General features: G+C 51.1%; 24 protein-coding genes, 3 tRNA genes and 4 rRNA genes. 8 read left to right on the forward strand and 23 right to left on the reverse strand.

Going from position 1 to position 22,832, the window contains the following annotated elements; all coding sequences use genetic code 11:
* Positions 1 to 4 precede the first annotated feature (4 nt).
* Both LH23_RS03190 and LH23_RS03195 read left to right on the forward strand, forming a co-directional pair.
* Entirely contained in the window at positions 5 to 1,108 is a 1,104-nt protein-coding gene (locus LH23_RS03190) for an amino acid ABC transporter permease (RefSeq protein ID WP_039288252.1), read from the forward strand.
* A gap of 8 nt (positions 1,109 to 1,116) precedes the next feature.
* Positions 1,117 to 1,875: an amino acid ABC transporter ATP-binding protein gene (locus LH23_RS03195; protein ID WP_039288256.1), complete on the forward strand. Its 759-nt coding sequence runs from the start codon at positions 1,117 to 1,119 to the stop codon at positions 1,873 to 1,875.
* A gap of 97 nt (positions 1,876 to 1,972) precedes the next feature.
* Here the strand turns inward: LH23_RS03195 and rrf (LH23_RS03200) are convergent.
* From rrf (LH23_RS03200) to LH23_RS03230, 7 genes are all read right to left on the reverse strand, one after another.
* A 5S ribosomal RNA gene (gene rrf, locus LH23_RS03200) occupies positions 1,973 to 2,088 on the reverse strand.
* 38 nt (positions 2,089 to 2,126) lie between these two features.
* A tRNA-Thr gene (locus LH23_RS03205) sits at positions 2,127 to 2,202 on the reverse strand.
* 14 nt (positions 2,203 to 2,216) lie between these two features.
* Positions 2,217 to 2,332: ribosomal RNA gene (gene rrf, locus LH23_RS03210) — 5S ribosomal RNA — on the reverse strand.
* A gap of 99 nt (positions 2,333 to 2,431) precedes the next feature.
* A 23S ribosomal RNA gene (locus tag LH23_RS03215) occupies positions 2,432 to 5,337 on the reverse strand.
* Positions 5,338 to 5,534: 197 nt separating this feature from the next.
* Positions 5,535 to 5,610 (reverse strand) — tRNA-Ala (locus LH23_RS03220).
* Between the two features lie 113 nt (positions 5,611 to 5,723).
* A tRNA-Ile gene (locus tag LH23_RS03225) sits at positions 5,724 to 5,800 on the reverse strand.
* 68 nt (positions 5,801 to 5,868) lie between these two features.
* A 16S ribosomal RNA gene (locus LH23_RS03230) occupies positions 5,869 to 7,408 on the reverse strand.
* The 16S, 23S and 5S rRNA genes sit together here with 3 tRNA genes alongside, the layout of an rRNA operon.
* Before the next feature lie 474 nt (positions 7,409 to 7,882).
* On the opposite strand from LH23_RS03230, the gene LH23_RS03235 reads away from it, so the two are divergent.
* Positions 7,883 to 8,437 carry a gamma carbonic anhydrase family protein gene (locus tag LH23_RS03235; protein WP_008457228.1) on the forward strand — a complete coding sequence of 185 codons (555 nt, stop codon included), beginning with the start codon at positions 7,883 to 7,885 and terminating at the stop codon, positions 8,435 to 8,437.
* Here LH23_RS03235 and LH23_RS03240 read toward each other — a convergent pair.
* The 6 genes from LH23_RS03240 to dprA are packed head-to-tail and all read right to left on the reverse strand — an operon-like array spanning position 8,413 to position 12,170.
* Complete coding sequence (locus LH23_RS03240) at positions 8,413 to 8,670, reverse strand: DUF1488 domain-containing protein (protein WP_039288259.1); 258 nt, start codon at positions 8,668 to 8,670, stop codon at positions 8,413 to 8,415. The two genes, LH23_RS03235 and LH23_RS03240, sit on opposite strands and share 25 nt — an antisense overlap.
* On the reverse strand, positions 8,667 to 9,485 hold the full coding sequence (aroE, locus tag LH23_RS03245; RefSeq protein WP_039288261.1) for a shikimate dehydrogenase: 819 nt from the start codon (positions 9,483 to 9,485) through the stop codon (positions 8,667 to 8,669). The genes LH23_RS03240 and aroE overlap by 4 nt, the downstream gene beginning before the upstream one ends.
* A gap of 2 nt (positions 9,486 to 9,487) precedes the next feature.
* Positions 9,488 to 10,060: an L-threonylcarbamoyladenylate synthase type 1 TsaC gene (tsaC, locus tag LH23_RS03250; RefSeq protein WP_039288264.1), complete on the reverse strand. Its 573-nt coding sequence runs from the start codon at positions 10,058 to 10,060 to the stop codon at positions 9,488 to 9,490.
* Positions 10,053 to 10,607 (reverse strand): type I DNA topoisomerase, encoded by a 555-nt coding sequence (locus tag LH23_RS03255; protein WP_039288267.1) that lies wholly within the window; start codon positions 10,605 to 10,607, stop codon positions 10,053 to 10,055. The genes tsaC and LH23_RS03255 overlap by 8 nt, the downstream gene beginning before the upstream one ends.
* A 23-nt stretch (positions 10,608 to 10,630) precedes the next feature.
* Positions 10,631 to 11,104 carry a DUF494 family protein Smg gene (gene smg, locus LH23_RS03260; protein WP_008457217.1) on the reverse strand — a complete coding sequence of 158 codons (474 nt, stop codon included), beginning with the start codon at positions 11,102 to 11,104 and terminating at the stop codon, positions 10,631 to 10,633.
* Positions 11,076 to 12,170, reverse strand: a complete 1,095-nt coding sequence (gene dprA / locus LH23_RS03265; RefSeq protein WP_039296340.1) for a DNA-protecting protein DprA — start codon at positions 12,168 to 12,170, stop codon at positions 11,076 to 11,078. The genes smg and dprA overlap by 29 nt, the downstream gene beginning before the upstream one ends.
* 158 nt (positions 12,171 to 12,328) lie before the next feature.
* Here dprA and def point away from each other — a divergent pair, with 158 nt between their 5' ends.
* From def to mscL, 5 genes are all read left to right on the forward strand, one after another.
* Entirely contained in the window at positions 12,329 to 12,838 is a 510-nt protein-coding gene (gene def / locus LH23_RS03270; RefSeq protein ID WP_039288271.1) for a peptide deformylase, read from the forward strand.
* 14 nt (positions 12,839 to 12,852) lie between these two features.
* Positions 12,853 to 13,800, forward strand: coding sequence for a methionyl-tRNA formyltransferase (gene fmt, locus LH23_RS03275; RefSeq protein ID WP_039288274.1), 948 nt, complete (start codon positions 12,853 to 12,855; stop codon positions 13,798 to 13,800).
* A gap of 73 nt (positions 13,801 to 13,873) precedes the next feature.
* Entirely contained in the window at positions 13,874 to 15,163 is a 1,290-nt protein-coding gene (rsmB, locus tag LH23_RS03280; protein WP_039288277.1) for a 16S rRNA (cytosine(967)-C(5))-methyltransferase RsmB, read from the forward strand.
* 49 nt (positions 15,164 to 15,212) lie between these two features.
* Positions 15,213 to 16,589 (forward strand): Trk system potassium transporter TrkA, encoded by a 1,377-nt coding sequence (gene trkA, locus LH23_RS03285; RefSeq protein ID WP_008457209.1) that lies wholly within the window; start codon positions 15,213 to 15,215, stop codon positions 16,587 to 16,589.
* Between the two features lie 155 nt (positions 16,590 to 16,744).
* Complete coding sequence (gene mscL, locus LH23_RS03290) at positions 16,745 to 17,158, forward strand: large-conductance mechanosensitive channel protein MscL (protein ID WP_008457207.1); 414 nt, start codon at positions 16,745 to 16,747, stop codon at positions 17,156 to 17,158.
* Here the strand turns inward: mscL and LH23_RS23265 are convergent.
* The 10 genes from LH23_RS23265 to secY form a co-directional block, all read right to left on the reverse strand.
* On the reverse strand, positions 17,094 to 17,378 hold the full coding sequence (locus tag LH23_RS23265) for an alternative ribosome-rescue factor A (RefSeq protein ID WP_071842690.1): 285 nt from the start codon (positions 17,376 to 17,378) through the stop codon (positions 17,094 to 17,096). The two genes, mscL and LH23_RS23265, sit on opposite strands and share 65 nt — an antisense overlap.
* Before the next feature lie 65 nt (positions 17,379 to 17,443).
* Positions 17,444 to 17,860, reverse strand: a complete 417-nt coding sequence (gene zntR, locus LH23_RS03295) for a Zn(2+)-responsive transcriptional regulator (RefSeq protein WP_008457203.1) — start codon at positions 17,858 to 17,860, stop codon at positions 17,444 to 17,446.
* The gene (locus LH23_RS03300) at positions 17,860 to 18,231 is read right to left on the reverse strand and encodes a DUF1992 domain-containing protein (RefSeq protein ID WP_039288281.1); all 372 of its coding nucleotides are present in this window, start codon (positions 18,229 to 18,231) and stop codon (positions 17,860 to 17,862) included. Before LH23_RS03300 ends, zntR begins: the two co-directional genes overlap by 1 nt.
* Before the next feature lie 110 nt (positions 18,232 to 18,341).
* Positions 18,342 to 18,728: a 50S ribosomal protein L17 gene (rplQ, locus tag LH23_RS03305; protein WP_008457198.1), complete on the reverse strand. Its 387-nt coding sequence runs from the start codon at positions 18,726 to 18,728 to the stop codon at positions 18,342 to 18,344.
* 40 nt (positions 18,729 to 18,768) lie between these two features.
* Positions 18,769 to 19,758 (reverse strand): DNA-directed RNA polymerase subunit alpha, encoded by a 990-nt coding sequence (locus tag LH23_RS03310; protein WP_008457196.1) that lies wholly within the window; start codon positions 19,756 to 19,758, stop codon positions 18,769 to 18,771.
* A gap of 25 nt (positions 19,759 to 19,783) precedes the next feature.
* Positions 19,784 to 20,404 (reverse strand): 30S ribosomal protein S4, encoded by a 621-nt coding sequence (gene rpsD, locus LH23_RS03315; protein WP_008457194.1) that lies wholly within the window; start codon positions 20,402 to 20,404, stop codon positions 19,784 to 19,786.
* 34 nt (positions 20,405 to 20,438) lie between these two features.
* Positions 20,439 to 20,828, reverse strand: a complete 390-nt coding sequence (rpsK, locus tag LH23_RS03320; protein WP_008457192.1) for a 30S ribosomal protein S11 — start codon at positions 20,826 to 20,828, stop codon at positions 20,439 to 20,441.
* A gap of 16 nt (positions 20,829 to 20,844) precedes the next feature.
* On the reverse strand, positions 20,845 to 21,201 hold the full coding sequence (gene rpsM, locus LH23_RS03325; protein ID WP_008457189.1) for a 30S ribosomal protein S13: 357 nt from the start codon (positions 21,199 to 21,201) through the stop codon (positions 20,845 to 20,847).
* A 146-nt stretch (positions 21,202 to 21,347) separates the two neighbouring features.
* Positions 21,348 to 21,464, reverse strand: a complete 117-nt coding sequence (rpmJ, locus tag LH23_RS03330; protein ID WP_008457187.1) for a 50S ribosomal protein L36 — start codon at positions 21,462 to 21,464, stop codon at positions 21,348 to 21,350.
* A gap of 30 nt (positions 21,465 to 21,494) precedes the next feature.
* Positions 21,495 to 22,826 carry a preprotein translocase subunit SecY gene (gene secY / locus LH23_RS03335; RefSeq protein WP_008457186.1) on the reverse strand — a complete coding sequence of 444 codons (1,332 nt, stop codon included), beginning with the start codon at positions 22,824 to 22,826 and terminating at the stop codon, positions 21,495 to 21,497.
* Between the last annotated feature and the right edge of the window lie 6 nt (positions 22,827 to 22,832).

The raw sequence follows: 22,832 nt of genomic DNA on the forward strand, positions 1-22,832 counted from the left end.
GTCGATGACTAAAGTTTTAACGGCGCACAGCGCCCGCCCGGCAGGTAGCCACCCGGAGCGAATCTGGCGCTGGATGCGTAAAAATCTCTTCTCCAGCTGGCTGAATACCCTGCTCACACTGTTTTGTCTTGGGCTGATATGGACACTTATCCCTCCGCTTCTCGACTGGGCTGTTTTTCAGGCGAACTGGGTAGGTGAGACAAGAGCCGACTGTACTCGGGGAGGGGCATGTTGGGTCTTTATCCACGACCGCTTCGGGCAGTTTATGTATGGACTTTACCCTCACGAATTGCGCTGGCGAATCAACCTTGCACTGATCATTGGGCTACTTTCCGTAGCCGCAATGTTCTGGAAGTCGCTTCCTCACCGTGGTCGCTATATCGCCGTCTGGGCCGTGACCTATCCGATTCTTGTTTGGGTGTTGATGTACGGTGGTTTCCTGGGACTGGAACGTGTGGAGACTCGTCTCTGGGGCGGATTAACGCTCACGCTGATCATTGCTTCTGTCGGCATCGCAGGCGCCCTACCGCTGGGTATTGTGTTGGCACTGGGCAGGCGCTCACGCATGCCGGTAGTGCGAATCCTCTCGATAATGTTTATCGAATTTTGGCGTGGCGTACCGCTTATCACGGTGCTGTTCATGTCTTCCGTGATGCTGCCGCTGTTTCTGCCGGAGGGCACCACCATCGATAAACTGATTCGGGCATTAGTTGGGGTGATTTTGTTCCAGTCAGCCTATGTGGCTGAGGTGGTTCGTGGCGGGCTGCAGGCTCTGCCCAAAGGGCAATATGAGGCCGCAGAGTCATTGGCGCTTGGCTACTGGAAAACGCAAGGGTTGGTGATTTTACCTCAGGCCCTGAAGTTGGTGATCCCAGGCCTGGTGAACACGATTATTGCGCTGTTTAAAGATACCAGTCTGGTGATCATCATCGGCCTGTTCGATCTGTTCAGTAGCGTTCAGCAAGCCACTGTCGATCCGGCCTGGCTGGGGATGTCGACAGAAGGCTATGTCTTTGCCGCTATCGTCTATTGGATTTTCTGTTTCAGTATGTCGCGCTACAGCCAGCACCTGGAAAAGCGCTTCCACACCGGCCGTACGCCGCACTAAGGATTATCATGAGTAAAATGACATTGCAGGCTGCCGATACGATGATCACGTTGGAAAATGTGAACAAATGGTACGGACAATTCCATGTTTTAAAAGATATTAATCTTAATGTGAAGCAAGGCGAGCGTATCGTACTGTGTGGGCCATCAGGCTCCGGGAAATCAACAACTATTCGCTGTATTAACCATCTTGAAGAGCATCAGCAGGGGCGTATTGTCGTTGACGGCACAGAGTTGAATGACGATCTCCGCAATATAGAAAAAGTACGTACCGAAGTCGGCATGGTCTTCCAGCACTTTAACCTGTTCCCACATTTAACGGTCCTGCAGAACTGCACCCTGGCTCCGATTTGGGTGCGTAAGATGCCCAAGAAAGAAGCCGAAACACTGGCGATGCATTATCTCGAACGAGTGCGAATCGCTGAACATGCGCATAAATTTCCGGGGCAAATATCCGGTGGCCAGCAGCAGCGTGTGGCCATTGCCCGCTCGCTATGCATGAAGCCTAAAATCATGCTCTTCGATGAACCAACGTCTGCGCTTGACCCAGAAATGGTGAAGGAAGTGCTGGATACCATGATTGGCCTGGCTGAATCCGGGATGACAATGCTGTGCGTGACTCACGAAATGGGGTTTGCGCGTACTGTTGCCGACAGGGTTATCTTTATGGATCGCGGAGAGATCGTAGAACAGGCACCGCCTGAGGAGTTTTTTGCCCATCCGAAATCGGAAAGAACGCGAGCTTTCTTGTCTCAGGTTATCCATTAAACGACAAAGGCCGCTCCAGCGGCCTTTTCATGCTGTTTTGCACATCTCAGAAAGCAAAAAACCCCGGCCTTTCGGTCGGGGTTATTGCTAATTTGATGCCTGACAGTTCCCTACTCTCGCATGGGGAGACCCCACACTACCATCGGCGCTACGGCGTTTCACTTCTGAGTTCGGCATGGGGTCAGGTGGGACCACCGCGCTACAGCCGTCAGGCAAATTCTTTTCTACGTGCCGAACTTTAACCTAAAAAGTGGTGCTGATACCCAGAGTCGAACTGGGGACCTCACCCTTACCAAGGGTGCGCTCTACCAACTGAGCCATATCAGCACGCTTAATTTGATGCCTGGCAGTTCCCTACTCTCGCATGGGGAGACCCCACACTACCATCGGCGCTACGGCGTTTCACTTCTGAGTTCGGCATGGGGTCAGGTGGGACCACCGCGCTACGGCCGCCAGGCAAATTCTGTTTATTGACCGTTATATTTTTATATAACCATCAACTAAATCCTGAACTAAGCTGAAAATTTACTTCTCTCTAAAACACCTTCGGTGTTGTAAGGTTAAGCCTCACGGATCATTAGTACTGGTTAGCTCAACGTATCGCTACGCTTACACACCCAGCCTATCAACGTCGTAGTCTTCAACGTTCCTTCAGGACTCTCAAGGAGTCAGGGAGAACTCATCTCGGGGCAAGTTTCGCGCTTAGATGCTTTCAGCGCTTATCTCTTCCGCATTTAGCTACCGGGCAATGCCATTGGCATGACAACCCGAACACCAGTGATGCGTCCACTCCGGTCCTCTCGTACTAGGAGCAGCCCCCCTCAATTCTCCAGCGCCCACGGCAGATAGGGACCGAACTGTCTCACGACGTTCTAAACCCAGCTCGCGTACCACTTTAAATGGCGAACAGCCATACCCTTGGGACCTACTTCAGCCCCAGGATGTGATGAGCCGACATCGAGGTGCCAAACACCGCCGTCGATATGAACTCTTGGGCGGTATCAGCCTGTTATCCCCGGAGTACCTTTTATCCGTTGAGCGATGGCCCTTCCATTCAGAACCACCGGATCACTAAGACCTGCTTTCGCACCTGCTCGAGCCGTCACTCTCGCAGTCAAGCTAGCTTATGCCTTTGCACTAACCTCACGATGTCCGACCGTGATTAGCTAACCTTCGTGCTCCTCCGTTACGCTTTAGGAGGAGACCGCCCCAGTCAAACTACCCACCAGACACTGTCCGCAACCCGGATCACGGGTCTACGTTAGAACATCAAACATTAAAGGGTGGTATTTCAAGGTTGGCTCCACGCAGACTGGCGTCCACGCTTCAAAGCCTCCCACCTATCCTACACATCAAGGCTCAATGTTCAGTGTCAAGCTATAGTAAAGGTTCACGGGGTCTTTCCGTCTTGCCGCGGGTACACTGCATCTTCACAGCGATTTCAATTTCACTGAGTCTCGGGTGGAGACAGCCTGGCCATCATTACGCCATTCGTGCAGGTCGGAACTTACCCGACAAGGAATTTCGCTACCTTAGGACCGTTATAGTTACGGCCGCCGTTTACCGGGGCTTCGATCAAGAGCTTCTCCTTGCGGATAACCCCATCAATTAACCTTCCGGCACCGGGCAGGCGTCACACCGTATACGTCCACTTTCGTGTTTGCACAGTGCTGTGTTTTTAATAAACAGTTGCAGCCAGCTGGTATCTTCGACTGCCTTCAGCTCCACCCGCGAGGGGTTTCACCTAACGACAGCGTGCCTTCTCCCGAAGTTACGGCACCATTTTGCCTAGTTCCTTCACCCGAGTTCTCTCAAGCGCCTTGGTATTCTCTACCTGACCACCTGTGTCGGTTTGGGGTACGATTCAATGTTACCTGATGCTTAGAGGCTTTTCCTGGAAGCAGGGCATTTGTTACTTCAGCACCGTAGTGCCTCGTCATCACACCTCAGCGTTAATAAGAGTCCGGATTTACCTAAACTCTCCGCCTACATGCTTAAACCGGGACAACCGTCGCCCGGCTAACATAGCCTTCTCCGTCCCCCCTTCGCAGTAACACCGAGTACAGGAATATTAACCTGTTTCCCATCGACTACGCCTTTCGGCCTCGCCTTAGGGGTCGACTCACCCTGCCCCGATTAACGTTGGACAGGAACCCTTGGTCTTCCGGCGAGCGGGCTTTTCACCCGCTTTATCGTTACTTATGTCAGCATTCGCACTTCTGATACCTCCAGCAAACCTCACAGTTCACCTTCAACGGCTTACAGAACGCTCCCCTACCCAACAACACATAGTGTCGCTGCCGCAGCTTCGGTGCATGGTTTAGCCCCGTTACATCTTCCGCGCAGGCCGACTCGACCAGTGAGCTATTACGCTTTCTTTAAATGATGGCTGCTTCTAAGCCAACATCCTGGCTGTCTGTGCCTTCCCACATCGTTTCCCACTTAACCATGACTTTGGGACCTTAGCTGGCGGTCTGGGTTGTTTCCCTCTTCACGACGGACGTTAGCACCCGCCGTGTGTCTCCCGTGATAACATTCTTCGGTATTCGTAGTTTGCATCGGGTTGGTAAGCCGGGATGGCCCCCTAGCCGAAACAGTGCTCTACCCCCGAAGATGAGTTCACGAGGCGCTACCTAAATAGCTTTCGGGGAGAACCAGCTATCTCCCGGTTTGATTGGCCTTTCACCCCCAGCCACAAGTCATCCGCTAATTTTTCAACATTAGTCGGTTCGGTCCTCCAGTTAGTGTTACCCAACCTTCAACCTGCCCATGGCTAGATCACCGGGTTTCGGGTCTATACCCTGCAACTTAACGCCCAGTTAAGACTCGGTTTCCCTGCGGCTCCCCTATACGGTTAACCTTGCTACAGAATATAAGTCGCTGACCCATTATACAAAAGGTACGCAGTCACCCCATAAAGAGGCTCCCACTGCTTGTACGTACACGGTTTCAGGTTCTTTTTCACTCCCCTCGCCGGGGTTCTTTTCGCCTTTCCCTCACGGTACTGGTTCACTATCGGTCAGTCAGGAGTATTTAGCCTTGGAGGATGGTCCCCCCATATTCAGACAGGATACCACGTGTCCCGCCCTACTCTTCGAACTCACAGCCTGTGCATTTTAGTGTACGGGAGTATCACCCTGTACCCTGCGACTTTCCAGACGCTTCCACTAACACACAAACTGATTCAGGTTCTGGGCTGCTCCCCGTTCGCTCGCCGCTACTGGGGGAATCTCGGTTGATTTCTTTTCCTCGGGGTACTTAGATGTTTCAGTTCCCCCGGTTCGCTTCATTACGCTATGTATTCACGTAATGATAGTGTGTCGAAACACACTGGGTTTCCCCATTCGGAAATCGCCGGCTATAACGGTTCATATCACCTTACCGACGCTTATCGCAGATTAGCACGTCCTTCATCGCCTCTGACTGCCAGGGCATCCACCGTGTACGCTTAGTCGCTTAACCTCACAACCCGAAGATGTTTCGCTTCAGATTATGAAAATTTGAGAGACTCGAACATGTCTTAACCTCATTCTTTATTACGGAAGAATGAGACGACATGTCGTTTCAATTTTCAGCTTGTTCCGGATTGTTAAAGAGCAAATACTTCGCAGCACACCGTCACTGGTACACTCTGAAGTAGATTTTTGTGCATGAAATGATGGTGGAGCTAAGCGGGATCGAACCGCTGACCTCCTGCGTGCAAGGCAGGCGCTCTCCCAGCTGAGCTATAGCCCCATCGATTTCGTAAAACCTTTGATTACCATGAATTTTCATCTGGTCAAGGCGCAACTTAGCGACGCATACTGAGGTATGCGAGTCTGAGGTGCAACGCAGAACAGGGGAAAATTTGGTAGGCCTGAGTGGACTTGAACCACCGACCTCACCCTTATCAGGGGTGCGCTCTAACCACCTGAGCTACAAGCCTATAAGGTTTTACTGCTCGTTTTCTATCAGACAATCTGTGTGAGCACTACGCGGGTTGTATCTATTAGGTAAGGAGGTGATCCAACCGCAGGTTCCCCTACGGTTACCTTGTTACGACTTCACCCCAGTCATGAATCACAAAGTGGTAAGCGCCCTCCCGAAGGTTAAGCTACCTACTTCTTTTGCAACCCACTCCCATGGTGTGACGGGCGGTGTGTACAAGGCCCGGGAACGTATTCACCGTAGCATTCTGATCTACGATTACTAGCGATTCCGACTTCATGGAGTCGAGTTGCAGACTCCAATCCGGACTACGACGCACTTTATGAGGTCCGCTTGCTCTCGCGAGGTCGCTTCTCTTTGTATGCGCCATTGTAGCACGTGTGTAGCCCTACTCGTAAGGGCCATGATGACTTGACGTCATCCCCACCTTCCTCCAGTTTATCACTGGCAGTCTCCTTTGAGTTCCCGGCCGAACCGCTGGCAACAAAGGATAAGGGTTGCGCTCGTTGCGGGACTTAACCCAACATTTCACAACACGAGCTGACGACAGCCATGCAGCACCTGTCTCAGAGTTCCCGAAGGCACCAATCCATCTCTGGAAAGTTCTCTGGATGTCAAGAGTAGGTAAGGTTCTTCGCGTTGCATCGAATTAAACCACATGCTCCACCGCTTGTGCGGGCCCCCGTCAATTCATTTGAGTTTTAACCTTGCGGCCGTACTCCCCAGGCGGTCGACTTAACGCGTTAGCTCCGGAAGCCACGCCTCAAGGGCACAACCTCCAAGTCGACATCGTTTACGGCGTGGACTACCAGGGTATCTAATCCTGTTTGCTCCCCACGCTTTCGCACCTGAGCGTCAGTCTTTGTCCAGGGGGCCGCCTTCGCCACCGGTATTCCTCCAGATCTCTACGCATTTCACCGCTACACCTGGAATTCTACCCCCCTCTACAAGACTCAAGCTTGCCAGTTTCGAATGCAGTTCCCAGGTTGAGCCCGGGGATTTCACATCCGACTTAACAAACCGCCTGCGTGCGCTTTACGCCCAGTAATTCCGATTAACGCTTGCACCCTCCGTATTACCGCGGCTGCTGGCACGGAGTTAGCCGGTGCTTCTTCTGCGAGTAACGTCAATCGCTAAGGTTATTAACCTTAACGCCTTCCTCCTCGCTGAAAGTACTTTACAACCCGAAGGCCTTCTTCATACACGCGGCATGGCTGCATCAGGCTTGCGCCCATTGTGCAATATTCCCCACTGCTGCCTCCCGTAGGAGTCTGGACCGTGTCTCAGTTCCAGTGTGGCTGGTCATCCTCTCAGACCAGCTAGGGATCGTCGCCTAGGTGAGCCATTACCTCACCTACTAGCTAATCCCATCTGGGTTCATCTGATGGCAAGAGGCCCGAAGGTCCCCCTCTTTGGTCTTGCGACGTTATGCGGTATTAGCTACCGTTTCCAGTAGTTATCCCCCTCCATCAGGCAGATCCCCAGACATTACTCACCCGTCCGCCGCTCGTCACCCAGGAGCAAGCTCCCCGTGCTACCGCTCGACTTGCATGTGTTAGGCCTGCCGCCAGCGTTCAATCTGAGCCATGATCAAACTCTTCAATTTAAAAGTGTTTGATGCTCAAAGAATTAAAACTGTTTATAAAATCAGTAGTCACTCTTCAAGACTTGATATTTGTTTGCATCCGGAGATGCTGAGATATCAATCCTGCGAGTGCCCACACAGATTGTCTGATAAATTGTTAAAGAGCAGTGAGTTAGGCGCTTTCGCTTGCTAACTCGAGGTGGCGTATATTACGCTTTCCTCTTTCAGAGTCAACCCTGATTTTCAGGATTTTTTCTCTTTATCGAACCGGCCAATTTGTGAAGTGATTCACTGTGCCGTCTCGATGGAGGCGCATTATAGGGATCCCACTTTTTAGCACAAGTACTTTTTCGATCTTTTTTTCTGAATGTTTAGTTTTCACTCTTTTCGCTGAGATCCTGTTCGATCTGCCCTCTTTACCGCCCTTTACTCCCTTGCCATTGCTCAAGAAAGCGGCCACAGTCTATTTCTATAATGAATTTCCCTGAGGTGTTTATGTCTGCGGTACTGCGTGCTTTTCAAAAAACTTTCCCTCAACTCGATGAGCGAGTCATGGTTGATCCCACCAGCGTGGTCATTGGTGATGTAAAACTGGCGGATGATGTCAGTATCTGGCCGTTAGTTGCTATTCGCGGGGACGTAAACACCGTGACAATTGGAGCACGCACCAACATTCAGGATGGCAGCGTGCTTCATGTTACCCATAAGTCCTCTTACAAACCCGAAGGGAACCCGCTGATCGTTGGCGAAGATGTGACGGTAGGCCATAAGGTAATGCTGCACGGCTGCACGATCGGCAATCGCGTCTTAGTCGGAATGGGGTCGATCCTATTAGATGGAGTAGTAGTAGAAGATGATGTGATGATTGGTGCTGGTAGCCTGGTCCCCCAGAACAAGCACCTGGAAAGCGGCTTTCTCTATTTAGGCAGCCCGGTGAAACAGATTCGCCGCCTGACTGAAGCGGAGCTGGCCGGATTAACCTACTCCGCTAACAATTATGTGCGCTGGAAAGATGAGTATCTGGCTCAGGATAGCCAGTACCACCCTTGATCGCCTTCCTGCTCACTTTCGATCAGGTCTTCGGCTTCTTCTTCAAGATCCCAACGATGTTCCCGAAACAAAGAAAGCCATTCTTCGGCGCCATTGCCGCCGAAGCGGCTGGCAATAGCCCGTGAGCTTATCGCACACTCAACCCGGAATCCCTGCACCAGCGCAGGAAAACGGATAGCCTGCTGCGCTTCATCCCAGACTTCACGATCCGGAAAATGAATGGCCTGGTTCACGTCCTCATTTCTCTTTTCAACGCCTCAATGACTGGCGCAACATCTGGCATCACGCCATGCCAAAGCATAAAAGCGTGTGCAGCCTGCCCCACCAGCATGCCAAGACCATCAGCGTAATGCACTACGCCGTAGCTTGTAGCCCAGCTCAAGAATGGCGTCAGCCCTTTCTGGTAAAACATGTCGTAACAGCTTACGCGGTGAGAAAGGAGAGAAACCGGCAGCGCAGGGATCTCACCGCCAATTCCGCTGGACGTGGCGTTGATCAGTAAATCGAATTCATGCCCTTCGAGCTGATCCATTGCCACGGCGTTAACACTTCCCGTATGGCTGAATAAATCAGCCAGTTCTGCTGCTTTGGCAAACGTACGGTTGGTTATCGTGACCGCACAATCTAATGATAACAAGGGCAGCAGTACACCACGCGCTGCGCCGCCGGCCCCCACCAGCAGAATACGATCGCCGGGTTTGATCAGCTTCAAACGTTCCAGATCGCTCAACAAGCCAATACCATCAGTATTGTCTCCAAGCAAACGTCCATCTTCCAGGCGCTTGAACGTATTGACCGCACCTGCAAGCGCCGCCCGCTCAGTTAGCTCGTCTGCTCGAGTAAAAGCTTGTTCTTTAAAAGGTACGGTGACGTTGGCCCCCCTTCCTCCTTTATTGAAGAAGGCTTCAAGTGTTTCAGCAAAAGTGTCTAACGGAGCAAGTACGCGTCCATAAGGATGTTCAATTCCCAATTGTTCTGCGAAAAGGCGATGAATAAGAGGGGATTTGCTGTGCTGAATAGGGTTACCAAAGACGGTGAAAGTTTCCATAATTACCCCTGACGGAAGAGTTCGCCGGTTAAGGCATCACGGATTTCTGAAGGATTCAGTCGCCCGCCGGTATCCCCCATCAGTACCGGGAAACTTTGGCCAAACTGCTGTTGGACTTCCTGCGAAGTGCGGCACGGAGGCAAGCCTGTGAGGTTCGCACTCGTAGACACCAGAGGTTTACCATAGGCAAGACATAGCTCTTTCACTAGCGGATGATTGGTCACACGCACCGCCAGAGAATCAAAACGCCCGGTCAGCCATTTTGGGGTGGAAGGCAAGGCCGGGAAAACAAACGTCACCGGGCCAGGCCAGCTTGCAAACACCACCGAAAGCTGTGCTTCATTAAGCGCAGCGGCATCTATATAAGGTTTCAACTGCTCAAAATTGGCGGCGATAAGGATAAGGCCCTTATCTACCGGACGCTGTTTCAGCTCAAGCAGGCGAGTAACTGCGAGTTCACTATCGGGATCGCAACCAACGCCAAAGACGGCTTCGGTTGGGTAGGCGATGACTTGTTCTTCTTTCAGGGCCGCTACGATCTGCACGAGCTGGCCTTCAGGCAGGTTATTATTCACTGGCTTGTTCCGCCGTTACCGGCTTTCCACATTGTTTATTGGCGCAGAAGCGTTTCACGCCCTGAGCCGTTTTCTTTTCAATAAGCAGCGGATACTGACATTCAGAACAGATACCCGCTACCGGCTTAAAATTAATGACAAACTGACAGTCCGGATAGCTATTACAGGACCAGAACGTTTTCCCGTAGCGAGAACGACGCTGAACCAGTTGCCCTTTTTGGCATTGGGGGCACGCTATTGCCGTCTCATCGGGTTTATCAATGATTTCCGTGTGTTCGCATTCAGGGTAATTGCTGCAGCCGATAAACATGCCAAACCGCCCTTGACGCAGCACGAGCGTTGACTGACAAACCGGGCATTGCTGACCATCAAGCACTTTAACAATATGCCCATCGGCCTGGCTCTTTAGCGGGCGAACATAATCGCATTCCGGGTAATGGGAACAGCCCAAAAACGGGCCATGTTTACCGGAACGTATTGTTAACTCTGCCCCGCATTGGGGGCAGGGTTCATTTTTTGGCACCGAGAACAGTGCTGACTTGGCCATAACATCTCATGCTGCAACTCAATTTAGTGCAGCATACCTTCATTTGCCTCGAAGAGTAATTCTTCCATTTGCTGGTAGGCGTTTTCACACCCCGGAATGTTGAACAGCACCATCAGCACAACCCACTTCAGATCTTCCAGTTCGAATTCTGCTGTGTCCAGCGCCAGCACGCGCTCAATCACCATTTCTCGGGTTTCGAGATTTAACACCTGAATCTGTTCAAGGAACAGTAAAAAGCCCCGACAGTCTGCATCAAGCCGCTGGCTCTCTTCTGCGGTAAAAATACGCATAGAGAGAGGGTCGGCAGCAAGCTGCATCGGTTCGGTCAAACCATCCTGATAGTCGGCCAGCTTCTCAAGCCACACTAATGCGTTAAAAATGTCCTCACGATCAAAACCAGCGTCGGTGAGATCGCTCGTCAGCTTATCCTGATCAACGCGCATTTCTGCTTCGCTGTGGATGTAGGTTTCAAATAAGTACATTAGTACGTCGAACATGGCATGCCCTCCTCAATCGGACATAGCCGCCGGGTACAGCTGCGATCCATCCTGCTAACTCCAGTTCGAGTAACTGAGCTACCGTCTCTGGCACAGGTTGGCCGGCACGTTCAGCGACGACGTCAACAGGTGTAACCTCATCTCCTACGTTAGCCAACAGATGGGGAAATGGCAATGCGGCGTCCTGTTGATTTGGCGAATATATTGACACATTGTGCGAAGCGGGAAGCCAGTGGAGTTCAGAGGCGAGATAATCGAGGATATCCTGTGGGCTTCGCACCAAATTTGCTCCCTGTTGGATAAGCCAGTGCGGGCCATCGCTCCCCGGACTGCCTACCGTACCGGGCAGAGCAAATACCTCTCTCCCCTGTTCAACAGCATAGCGGGCAGTCACCAGCGAGCCACTTCGCTCACCGGCCTCTACGACAAAAACGGCTCTACTCAACCCACTGATAACACGGTTGCGCCAAGGAAAGTTCGAGGGCCAGGGCGTACAGGAAAGAGGAAACTCAGAAACCACGGCGCCTTCTTGCTCAATAATTTGCCGGGCTAGCATCAAATGACGTTTAGGGTGAACGCTGCCTAATCCATTACCCAGCACAGCAATGGTTTTACCCTTGACTCTCAGTGCCGCACGATGCGCCACGCCATCAATGCCCAATGCCAACCCGCTGGTTATCACCAGCCCAGACTGTGCAAGCGCTTCACAGAACTGCCGGCAAAAGCGCTCGCCGTAATCTGACAGGTTGCGACTACCGACAACTGCAATCTGGTTCTGGCTGAGTAGTGAAGGTTCACCTGCAACAAACAGGGCGGCAGGATAATCATTTATGGCTCTGAGCTGCTCGGGGTAGAGAACGTCTTCTGCCGTCAGCAGATGGTGATTTGGCTTATCGAGCCAGAGAAGACTAGCTTCAAGCTGGCGCGCATCAAATGCAGTAAATAATGCACATTCTCGGGCATTTAATCCCGCTGCGAGCAGACTCTCCCTTTCTACCACTGGGCATCGTTCCAGGAAGTGGGCTATTTTTAGGAACTTATCCCCACTCAGCCCCTTAACAGCCATAAGACGTAGCCAAATCTCAGTTATCTGCACTCAATCCCCCTGCCACAGGCCATCAAAGCAATCCTTGCGATTGGTCACTGATGCTGTCAATCAGCCGGGGAAATGTCTAGAATAGAGGGAATAATCCTTTCTACTACTGAACACAGCTCTGGAAATTTATGGCAGTTTTGCAAGTATTACATATTCCCGACGAGCGCCTTCGCAAAGTCGCTAAACCGGTTGAAGAAGTGAATGCGGACATTCAGCGTATCGTTGATGATATGTTCGATACTATGTACGCCGAAGAAGGCATTGGCCTGGCGGCTACGCAGGTAGATATTCACCAACGTATCATCGTGATTGATGTATCCGAGAACCGTGACGAACAGCTGGTGCTGATTAACCCGGAACTGCTGGAAAAAAGCGGTGAGACCGGTATTGAAGAAGGTTGTCTGTCCATCCCTGAACAGCGTGCGCTGGTGCCTCGTGCAGAAAAAGTGAAAATTCGCGCGCTGGATCGTGACGGTAAAGCCTTTGAACTGGAAGCAGATGGTCTGCTGGCGATTTGTATCCAGCACGAAATGGATCATCTGGTCGGTAAACTGTTTATCGATTATCTGTCGCCGCTGAAACAGCAACGTATTCGCCAGAAAGTTGAAAAACTCGACCGTTTGAAAGCGAAAGCTTAAGGACAACAAACAACGTGTCAGATTCTCTGCGTATTATTTTTGCCGGAACCCCAGACTTCGCAGCGCGTCACCTTGACGCGCTGTTGTCTTCTCAGCACCAAGTCGTTGGTGTATTTACCCAACCAGATCGTCCGGCAGGCCGCGGTAAAAAACTCATGCCAGGCCCGGTAAAAGTGCTGGCGGAAGAGAAAGGCATTCCTGTCTTTCAGCCGGCTACGCTGCGTAAAGCGGAAAATCAGCAGCTGGTTGCCGACCTCAACGCCGATGTTATGGTGGTGGTTGCATATGGTCTGATTTTGCCTCAGCCGGTGCTTGATATGCCTCGCCTGGGTTGCGTAAATGTTCATGGTTCACTGCTGCCACGCTGGCGTGGTGCCGCACCGATCCAGCGTTCGTTGTGGGCCGGGGATGCAGACACGGGTGTCACCATCATGCAAATGGACGTCGGTCTCGATACCGGCGACATGCTGTATAAACTCTCTTGCCCGATTGAGGCCGAAGACACCAGCGGTAGCCTCTACGACAAGCTCGCAGGGCTAGGCCCTAAAGGCCTTCTGGACACACTGGAACAGCTAGCCAACGGCACCGCTATGCCGGAGGTTCAGGACGAAGCGCTGGTGACCTATGCTGAGAAACTCAGCAAAGAAGAAGCCCGCATCAACTGGAACCTTTCTGCCGTTCAACTGGAACGCTGTATCCGTGCTTTTAATCCATGGCCAATGAGCTGGCTGGAAATCGACGGGCAGCCGCTAAAAGTGTGGCGCGCGTCGGTGATCAACACCCAGACAAATTCAGCACCGGGCACCATTCTGGCCACCAGTAAACAAGGCATCCAGGTTGCGACCGCCGAGGGCATTCTGAATCTTGAAGAACTGCAGCCTGCAGGTAAAAAAGCCATGAAAGCGCAGGACCTGCTGAACTCACGCCGTGAATGGTTTGAACCTGGTACAGTCCTCTCCTGATAAAACCGCATTTATACGCCCAGGGTTACCTGGGCATTTTTGTTTATAGCGCTGGAAAAACCAGAGCACGATAATGAAAAAAACATTGAATCTTCGCAGCCTGGCTGCCCAAACAATTGAACAAGTTGTCGAGCAAGGACAATCATTAAGTAATGTACTGCCTGGGGTACAGCAGAAAGTGTCCGATAAAGACAAAGCCCTGCTGCAGGAGCTGTGCTTCGGCGTGCTGCGTACCCTCCCGCAGCTGGACTGGCTGGTTGGCAAACTAATGTCACGCCCGATGACCGGAAAGCAGCGCACAATCCATTACTTAATTATGGTCGGCATCTATCAGCTTCTGTATACCCGCATTCCTGCGCATGCTGCGCTGGCTGAAACCGTTGAGGGCGCCATCGCCATCAAACGCCAGGCTTTTAAAGGCTTAATCAATGGCGTATTACGTCAGTTCCAGCGTCAGCAGGAAAGCCTGATGGCAGAAGCTGCTAAGCATGAAAGCCGTTTTCTGCACCCGACCTGGCTGCTGCAACGTTTGAAAAAAGCATACCCGGACCGCTGGGAATCCATTGTCGATGCCAATAATCAGCGACCACCTATGTGGCTGCGCGTAAATCGCCAGCACCATACGCGTGAAGCATGGATGGCTTTGCTGGCTGAGGCTGGTCTGGAAGGCCATATACATTCCAAATACCAGGATGCTGTTCGCCTTGATTCACCCGCCCCCGTTCAGGCATTGCCTGGTTTTGAGCAAGGCTGGGTGACCGTGCAGGATGCTTCTGCTCAGGGCAGCGTCGATCTTTTAGATCCCCAAAACGGTGATACCATTCTGGATCTCTGTGCCGCACCGGGCGGCAAGACGACGCATATTCTGGAAGCTGCACCAAATGCAAAAGTTATGGCCGTCGACGTCGATGCTCAGCGCCTGAAACGCGTGCATGAAAATCTTGAGCGCTTGGGTATGCAGGCAGAAGTAAAGCAGGGAGATGGCCGTTTCCCTTCGCAATGGTGCGGGGATACTAAGTTTGACCGTATTTTACTTGATGCACCCTGCTCGGCAACCGGCGTCATTCGCCGTCATCCCGATATCAAATGGCTGCGCCGCGACAGGGATATCGCTGAGCTTGTTGCTCTGCAGAAAGAGATTCTGGATGCTATCTGGCCTCACCTTAAAACCGGCGGTACGCTTGTCTATGCCACTTGTTCTATTCTCCCCGACGAGAATAAAGATCAAGTTAGTGCGTTTCTGGCGCGCCATACCGATGCCAAACTGGTGGAAACCGGTGATGAGAGAACACCGGGCATTCAAAATCTCCCTGCGGCGGACGATGGCGACGGCTTCTATTACGCTAAGCTAATTAAGAGCTGACTCCCTACAAGGTGAGTCATAAGTTTCATCACTCGTGAAGCGATAAACGATGAAAATAATCATTCTGGGTGCGGGCCAGGTCGGCGGCACTCTGGCGGAAAATCTGGTAGGTGAAAACAACGATATTACTGTCGTCGACACTAACCAGGCTCGTCTGCGCAGCCTGCAGGATAAGTTCGACCTACGCGTTGTTCAGGGCCACGGTTCTCACCCCCGCGTACTTCGTGAAGCTGGTGCCGATGACGCCGACATGCTGGTTGCAGTCACCAGTTCTGACGAAACGAACATGATCGCGTGTCAGGTCGCCTATTCGCTGTTCAATACACCGAACAGAATCGCCCGCATTCGAGCACCCGACTATGTTCGCGATGCAGAAAAGCTGTTCAATGCGGAAGCCGTTCCCATCGATCACCTGATTGCTCCTGAGCAGCTGGTTATCGACAATATTTACCGCCTGATTGAGTATCCAGGGGCACTCCAGGTCGTGAATTTTGCCGAAGGGAAAGTCAGCCTGGCAGTAGTCAAAGCCTACTATGGCGGCCCACTGGTGGGTAATGCACTTTCCACCATGCGCGAACATATGCCGCACATCGATACGCGTGTCGCGGCCATTTTCCGTCACGACCGCCCTATTCGCCCACAGGGTTCAACCATTGTTGAAGCCGGCGATGAGGTCTTCTTTATCGCCGCTTCGCAAAATATCCGTGCGGTAATGAGCGAGCTTCAGCGCCTTGAAAAACCCTACAAGCGCATAATGCTGGTAGGTGGCGGTAACATAGGCGCAGGTTTAGCACACCGTCTCGAGAAAGATTACAGCGTAAAATTGATCGAGCGCGATCAGCAACGAGCTTCTGAACTTGCTGAAATGCTGCAAAACACCATCGTATTTTATGGCGATGCTTCAGATCAGGAATTGTTGGCAGAGGAACACATCGATCAGGTTGATCTCTTTATTGCAGTCACCAATGATGATGAAGCCAACATTATGTCGGCTATGCTGGCTAAGCGCATGGGGGCTAAAAAAGTGATGGTGCTTATTCAGCGTAATGCCTATGTTGATTTAGTACAGGGGAGCGTGATTGATATTGCGATTTCACCTCAGCAGGCAACCATTTCTGCTCTTCTCGGGCACGTGCGCAAAGCAGATATTGTTGGCGTTTCATCTCTTCGCCGTGGCGTTGCAGAAGCTATTGAGGCCGTAGCTCATGGAGATGAAAGTACTTCTCGTGTAGTGGGGCGAGTCATCGATGAGATTAAACTGCCGCCTGGCACGATCATTGGTGCGGTTGTACGGGGCAATGACGTCATGATTGCCAACGACAACCTTCGTATAGAACAGGGCGACCACGTTATTATGTTCTTAACGGATAAGAAATTTGTCAGCGATGTTGAACGCCTGTTCCAGCCAAGCCCATTCTTCCTCTAAACTCAACAGGGCAGAAATATTTTCTGCCCTGTTTCTTCATACAAAAACCATTTTAAAATTATGGAATTAATAAAAGATTCTTATTTCCTATAGCAATGGAAATTAAGACAACCTTTGTTAGAATTATTACTGTCAGCCGGCACAAGGAGAGATAAATGAGTATTTTAAAAGAGTTTCGCGAATTCGCGATGCGTGGGAACGTTGTTGATTTGGCAGTGGGTGTGATTATTGGTGCAGCATTCGGGAAGATTGTTTCCTCTCTGGTAGCGGATATTATTATGCCGCCACTGGGTTTGCTGATTGGTGGCGTTGATTTTAAACAGTTTGCTTTAACATTACGCGATGCCCAGGGCGATGTCCCTGCGGTAGTTATGCACTACGGCGTATTTATTCAGAATATTTTTGACTTCGTGATTGTCGCGTTTGCCATCTTCATGGCCATAAAAGTGATCAATAAACTGAATCGTAAGAAAGCGGAAGAACCAGCTGCACCTCCGGCACCGTCTAAAGAGGAAGTTCTGCTGAGCGAAATCCGTGACCTGCTGAAAGAACAGAACCAACGGAATTAATACGGGTTATTAAAAGCAGAAGGCCAGTGGTAAAAAAGCGAATTGCTTGTTTGCCACTGGCCTCCCAGTTACCTCTCTTACCGTGTTTCTCATTTCTCTGATAACTGCCTTTCCCTTTCTTATTCTTCTCAATTCTTTGCCGAAACAGTGGGTCGTGTAATAGCGCTTCAATGGCGTTATCTTTAATTTGCCCTTTTTGATGGCGGTATTTAGTGCTCATAGTCACTCCAGATGGGTTAAACGATCGCCGCGAGTCTATGCCTCAGTCTGTAAAAGATCAAGCGGCTATTTTTTACTGCTTGCTCCCTGCTCCAGCGCTTCAAGAATAGAACAGTAAACGCTGCTGTGTGCACTGCCACAACAAGCATCGTTAAGACGCTGCAGCGAGCGCCGCATATTCTGCAATTCTTTGATTTTAGACTCAACCTCACTCAACCGACTCTGCACAATCCCTTTCGATTCCTGGCAAGTATGATGCTCAGGATCGATACGGATCGATAACAGTTCCCGGATGGCCTCTAGTGTGAAACCAAGTTGCTTAGCGTAGCGGATAAATTTAAGACGCTGAAGGTCACTATCACTGTACAGGCGAAAACCGCCTTCAGTGCGCACTTCGTGATCCATCATGTTCTGCTTTTCGTAATAACGAATAGTGTCAGGCGTCACATCCGCCAGTTTTGCCAGTTCACCTATACGAAACATCACCTTTCCTCATCGATATGCTGCATCAATTTTACGGCATACTCACCGCGTAAGAAGTCGGTGTTTATGCCCGCTTGTCGGAGCTTGAGGTCAAGAAGCGCAAGCTTTTTGCTAATCGCCTGGTACTCCTCACTCTGAATATGCACCGTTTTCAGCAGATCAACCAGCTCAATAGCATCCTTCCGCTGCTGCATCTCTGCCGGCAAATAACCTGCATTTTTTAGCAGACGGTATCCGGCACGAAGCTCTGGAGGAACATGGCTATCATCGTCGAGCAATATTGGTTCACCGCTGCCGACCAGCCCCTCGAATTCACCGTTTCTCTGCGCATCAAGAATATGTCGTTCTGCCCATTGATCAAGCAACCACATAGCGACCTCAAATTTATCAGGAGTAATACAAGAATACGGGGAAAAGAGAGAAGGGGATATTCTGGATATAAAAAAACCGGGCAAGCCCGGTTTTTCTACGTTACTACAGATTACTCTGCAGCAGCTTCTGTTTGAGACTCGGCGCGATCAACCAGCTCGATGTAAGCCATCGGAGCATTGTCACCAGCACGGAAGCCACACTTCAGAATACGAGTGTAACCACCTGCACGGCTCGCGAAACGCGGACCCAGTTCATTAAACAGTTTTGCCACGATCTCGTTATCACGAGTGCGGGCGAATGCCAGACGACGATTAGCAACGCTGTCAGTCTTGGCAAGAGTAATCAGCGGCTCAACTACGCGACGCAGCTCTTTCGCTTTAGGCAGGGTCGTCTTGATGATCTCATGACGAACCAGTGAACCTGCCATGTTGCGGAACATAGCCTGGCGATGGCTGCTGTTGCGGTTCAGTTGACGACCACTCTTACGATGGCGCATGACCTTATCCTTCTCAGTAAAACCTTAACCTGTGATCCGGTTACTCGTCAGCAATGCTTGCTGGTGGCCAGTTTTCCAGGCGCATGCCCAGAGACAAACCACGAGAAGCCAGCACGTCTTTAATCTCAGTAAGAGATTTTTTACCCAGGTTAGGCGTTTTGAGTAGCTCAACCTCGGTACGCTGTACCAGATCACCGATATAGTGGATAGCTTCTGCCTTGAGGCAGTTAGCAGAGCGGACAGTCAATTCCAGATCGTCAACAGGGCGCAGCAAGATCGGATCGAATTCTGGTTTCTCTTCTTTAACTTCCGGCTGACGTACATCACGTAGGTCAACGAAAGCTTCAAGTTGTTCTGCCAGAATGGTCGCCGCACGACGAATCGCCTCTTCAGGATCGATTGTGCCGTTGGTTTCCATTTCGATGACCAGCTTGTCCAGGTCGGTACGCTGTTCTACACGCGCAGCTTCAACATTGTAGGCAATACGCTCTACAGGGCTGTAGCAGGCGTCGACCAGCAGACGGCCGATTGGGCGCTCATCTTCTTCCGAATGAATTCGGGTAGAAGCCGGCACATAACCGCGACCGCGCTGAACTTTGATACGCATGCTAATAGCGGCGTTCTCATCGGTCAGGTGGCAGATCACATGCTGCGGCTTGACGATTTCGACATCACCATCATGGGTGATATCGGCTGCGGTCACAGGGCCAATGCCAGATTTATTCAGGGTAAGAATAACTTCATCTTTACCTTGAACTCTTACCGCCAGCCCTTTCAGGTTGAGCAGGATTTCCAGGATATCTTCCTGAACGCCTTCTTTGGTGCTGTACTCGTGCAGTACACCATCAATCTCAACCTCAGTCACCGCGCAACCCGGCATCGATGAAAGCAGAATACGGCGCAGTGCGTTACCAAGAGTATGGCCAAAGCCACGCTCTAACGGCTCAAGGGTCACCTTGGCGTGCGTCGAACTCACTTGCTCGATATCTACCAGGCGTGGTTTTAGAAACTCTGTCACAGAACCCTGCATTGTGTCCTCTCTTTGGTACTAAGCTTTACTTGGAGTAAAGCTCGACGATCAGGTGTTCGTTAATGTCCGCAGACAGATCGGTACGCTCAGGCTTACGCTTGAACACACCTTCCATCTTGGCAGCATCAACTTCCAGCCAGGTTGGCTTTTCACGCTGCTCAGCCAGCTCCAGAGCGGCCTTAACGCGAGATTGCTTTTTGGCTTTCTCACGGATGCTGACTACGTCATTCGGAGTTACCTGATAAGAAGCGATGTTAACAACGCGACCATTTACCATGATAGCTTTGTGGCTAACCAGCTGACGTGCTTCTGCACGAGTAGCGCCGAAGCCCATACGGTAAACAACGTTGTCCAGACGGCCTTCCAGCAGAGCCAACAGGTTTTCACCGGTGTTGCCTTTCAGACGAGCTGCTTCTTTATAATAGTTACGGAACTGACGCTCCAGCACACCGTAGATACGGCGAACTTTCTGCTTTTCACGCAACTGCACACCATAGTCAGACAGACGCGGTTTACGCGCACCGTGCTGGCCAGGAGCTTGTTCAATTTTACACTTGGTATCGATCGCGCGAACGCCAGACTTAAGGAATAAGTCGGTGCCCTCACGACGGCTCAGCTTGAGCTTAGGACCCAAATATCTTGCCATTTTCTTTCTCCAACAATCCTAGAAAACGGACGCGTTATACGCGACGTTTTTTCGGCGGACGACAACCGTTATGAGGGATTGGAGTCACATCAGTAATATTAGTGATGCGGAAACCAGCGGCGTTCAGAGCACGAATAGTTGATTCGCGACCTGGGCCAGGACCCTTAACCATAACTTCCAGGTTCTTGATACCGTATTCTTTCACGGCTTCTGCGCAACGCTCTGCTGCAACCTGAGCTGCAAACGGAGTGGATTTGCGAGAACCACGGAAACCGGAACCACCGGCAGTTGCCCAACCCAACGCATTACCCTGACGATCGGTAATAGTAACGATGGTGTTGTTGAAAGAAGCATGGACATGAGCCACGCCGTCAGAGACTGTTTTTCTTACACGTTTACGTGCACGAATTGGTGCCTTTGCCATTATTCAATCACCCCGATTATTTCTTGATCGGTTTGCGCGGACCCTTACGGGTACGTGCGTTGGTCTTAGTACGCTGACCGCGCACTGGCAGACCACGACGATGACGCAAACCGCGATAGCAACCAAGGTCCATCAGACGCTTGATGCTCATGCTCACTTCACGGCGCAGATCACCTTCAACGACAAATTTGGCAACTTCGTCACGCAGCGTGTCGATTTGTTCTTCAGACAGCTCACTGATCTTAACATCTTCAGCGATACCCGCCGCAGCGCAAATGGCCTTGGAGCGAGTCTTGCCGACACCGTAGATCGAGGTTAACGCGATCACAGCGTGTTTTTGATCAGGAATGTTAATGCCTGCTATACGGGCCACTATGCACTCCTACTATTTAGATTATGCGTCCCATGCCGAAAAGCCCGTTTTCAGGATACTCAAATGGAAACGCATAGACATACAAAAGATTGGCTGGCTAATCTAGCCAGCTCAACCCAACTTTGCAAGAAAAATATGCGAGATAATCAGCCTTGACGCTGTTTATGCTTCGGCTCTACGCTGCAAATCACGCGAATAACACCGTCACGCTTAACGATTTTGCAGTTACGACATAATTTCTTGACGGAAGCACGAACTTTCATTTTTACTCTCCGTAACTTCTCAAGCGACGATTAACGGCCGTAGCCTTTCAGGTTCGCTTTCTTCAATGCAGACTCGTACTGACTTGACATCATCAGAGTTTGCACTTGAGCCATAAAGTCCATGATAACGACAACAACGATCAGCAGTGAGGTCCCACCGAAGTAGAACGGCACTTTCATTGCATCGCGCATGAACTCCGGGATTAGGCAGATAAAGGTAATGTACAACGCACCAACCAAAGTCAGGCGGGTCATTACTTTATCGATATACTTCGCCGTTTGTTCTCCCGGACGAATTCCTGGTACAAATGCACCGGACTTCTTCAGGTTATCCGCTGTTTCACGCGGGTTGAAGACCAACGCCGTGTAGAAGAAACAGAAGAAGATGATTGCAGACGCATAGAGTAACACATAAAGCGGTTGCCCAGGCTGCAAATACAGCGAAATTGTTGTCAGCCAGTTCCAACCGGTACCGCCCCCGAACCATGACGCGATGGTCGCCGGGAACAGAATAATACTGGAGGCGAAGATCGCAGGGATAACCCCGGCCATGTTCACTTTCAGCGGTAAATGTGTGCTCTGCGCAGCATAGACACGACGACCCTGTTGACGTTTAGCGTAGTTGACCACAATGCGGCGCTGGCCACGCTCAACAAAAACAACGAAGAAGGTCACTGCAAATACTAATACTGCAACCAACAGCAACAGGAGGAAGTGCAGGTCGCCTTGCCTTGCTTGCTCGATGGTATGGCCAATGGCCGGCGGAAGACCCGCAACGATACCCGCGAAGATTATGATTGAGATACCGTTACCGATACCACGCTCAGTAATCTGTTCACCCAGCCACATCAGGAACATTGTCCCAGTGACAAGGCTAACAACAGCGGTGAAATAGAATGCAAAGCCTGGGTTTAACACCAGACCTTGCATACCAGGCATATTCGGTAAACCGGTAGCAATACCGATTGACTGGAATATTGCCAGCACCAGAGTGCCGTAACGGGTGTACTGGCTGATCTTACGACGACCAGACTCCCCTTCTTTCTTTAGCTCTGCCAACGCGGGATGAACCACGGTAAGCAGTTGAATGATGATCGATGCCGAAATGTACGGCATGATACCCAGTGCAAAGATAGAAGCACGGCTGAGAGCACCACCAGAGAACATGTTAAACATTTCAATGATAGTGCCTCGCTGTTGCTCAAGCAGTTTGGCAAGTACAGCGGCATCAATACCAGGGATCGGAATAAAAGAGCCAATACGAAACACAATCAGCGCACCGATAACAAACATCAGTCTGCGTTTCAGCTCGCCGAGGCCGCCTTTAGCACTTTGAAAATCTAATCCCGGTTGCTTTGCCATCTGCTA

Origin of the sequence: Cedecea neteri, assembly GCF_000758305.1 — a bacterium.
Taxonomy (GTDB): Bacteria; Pseudomonadota; Gammaproteobacteria; order Enterobacterales; family Enterobacteriaceae; genus Cedecea; species Cedecea neteri_C.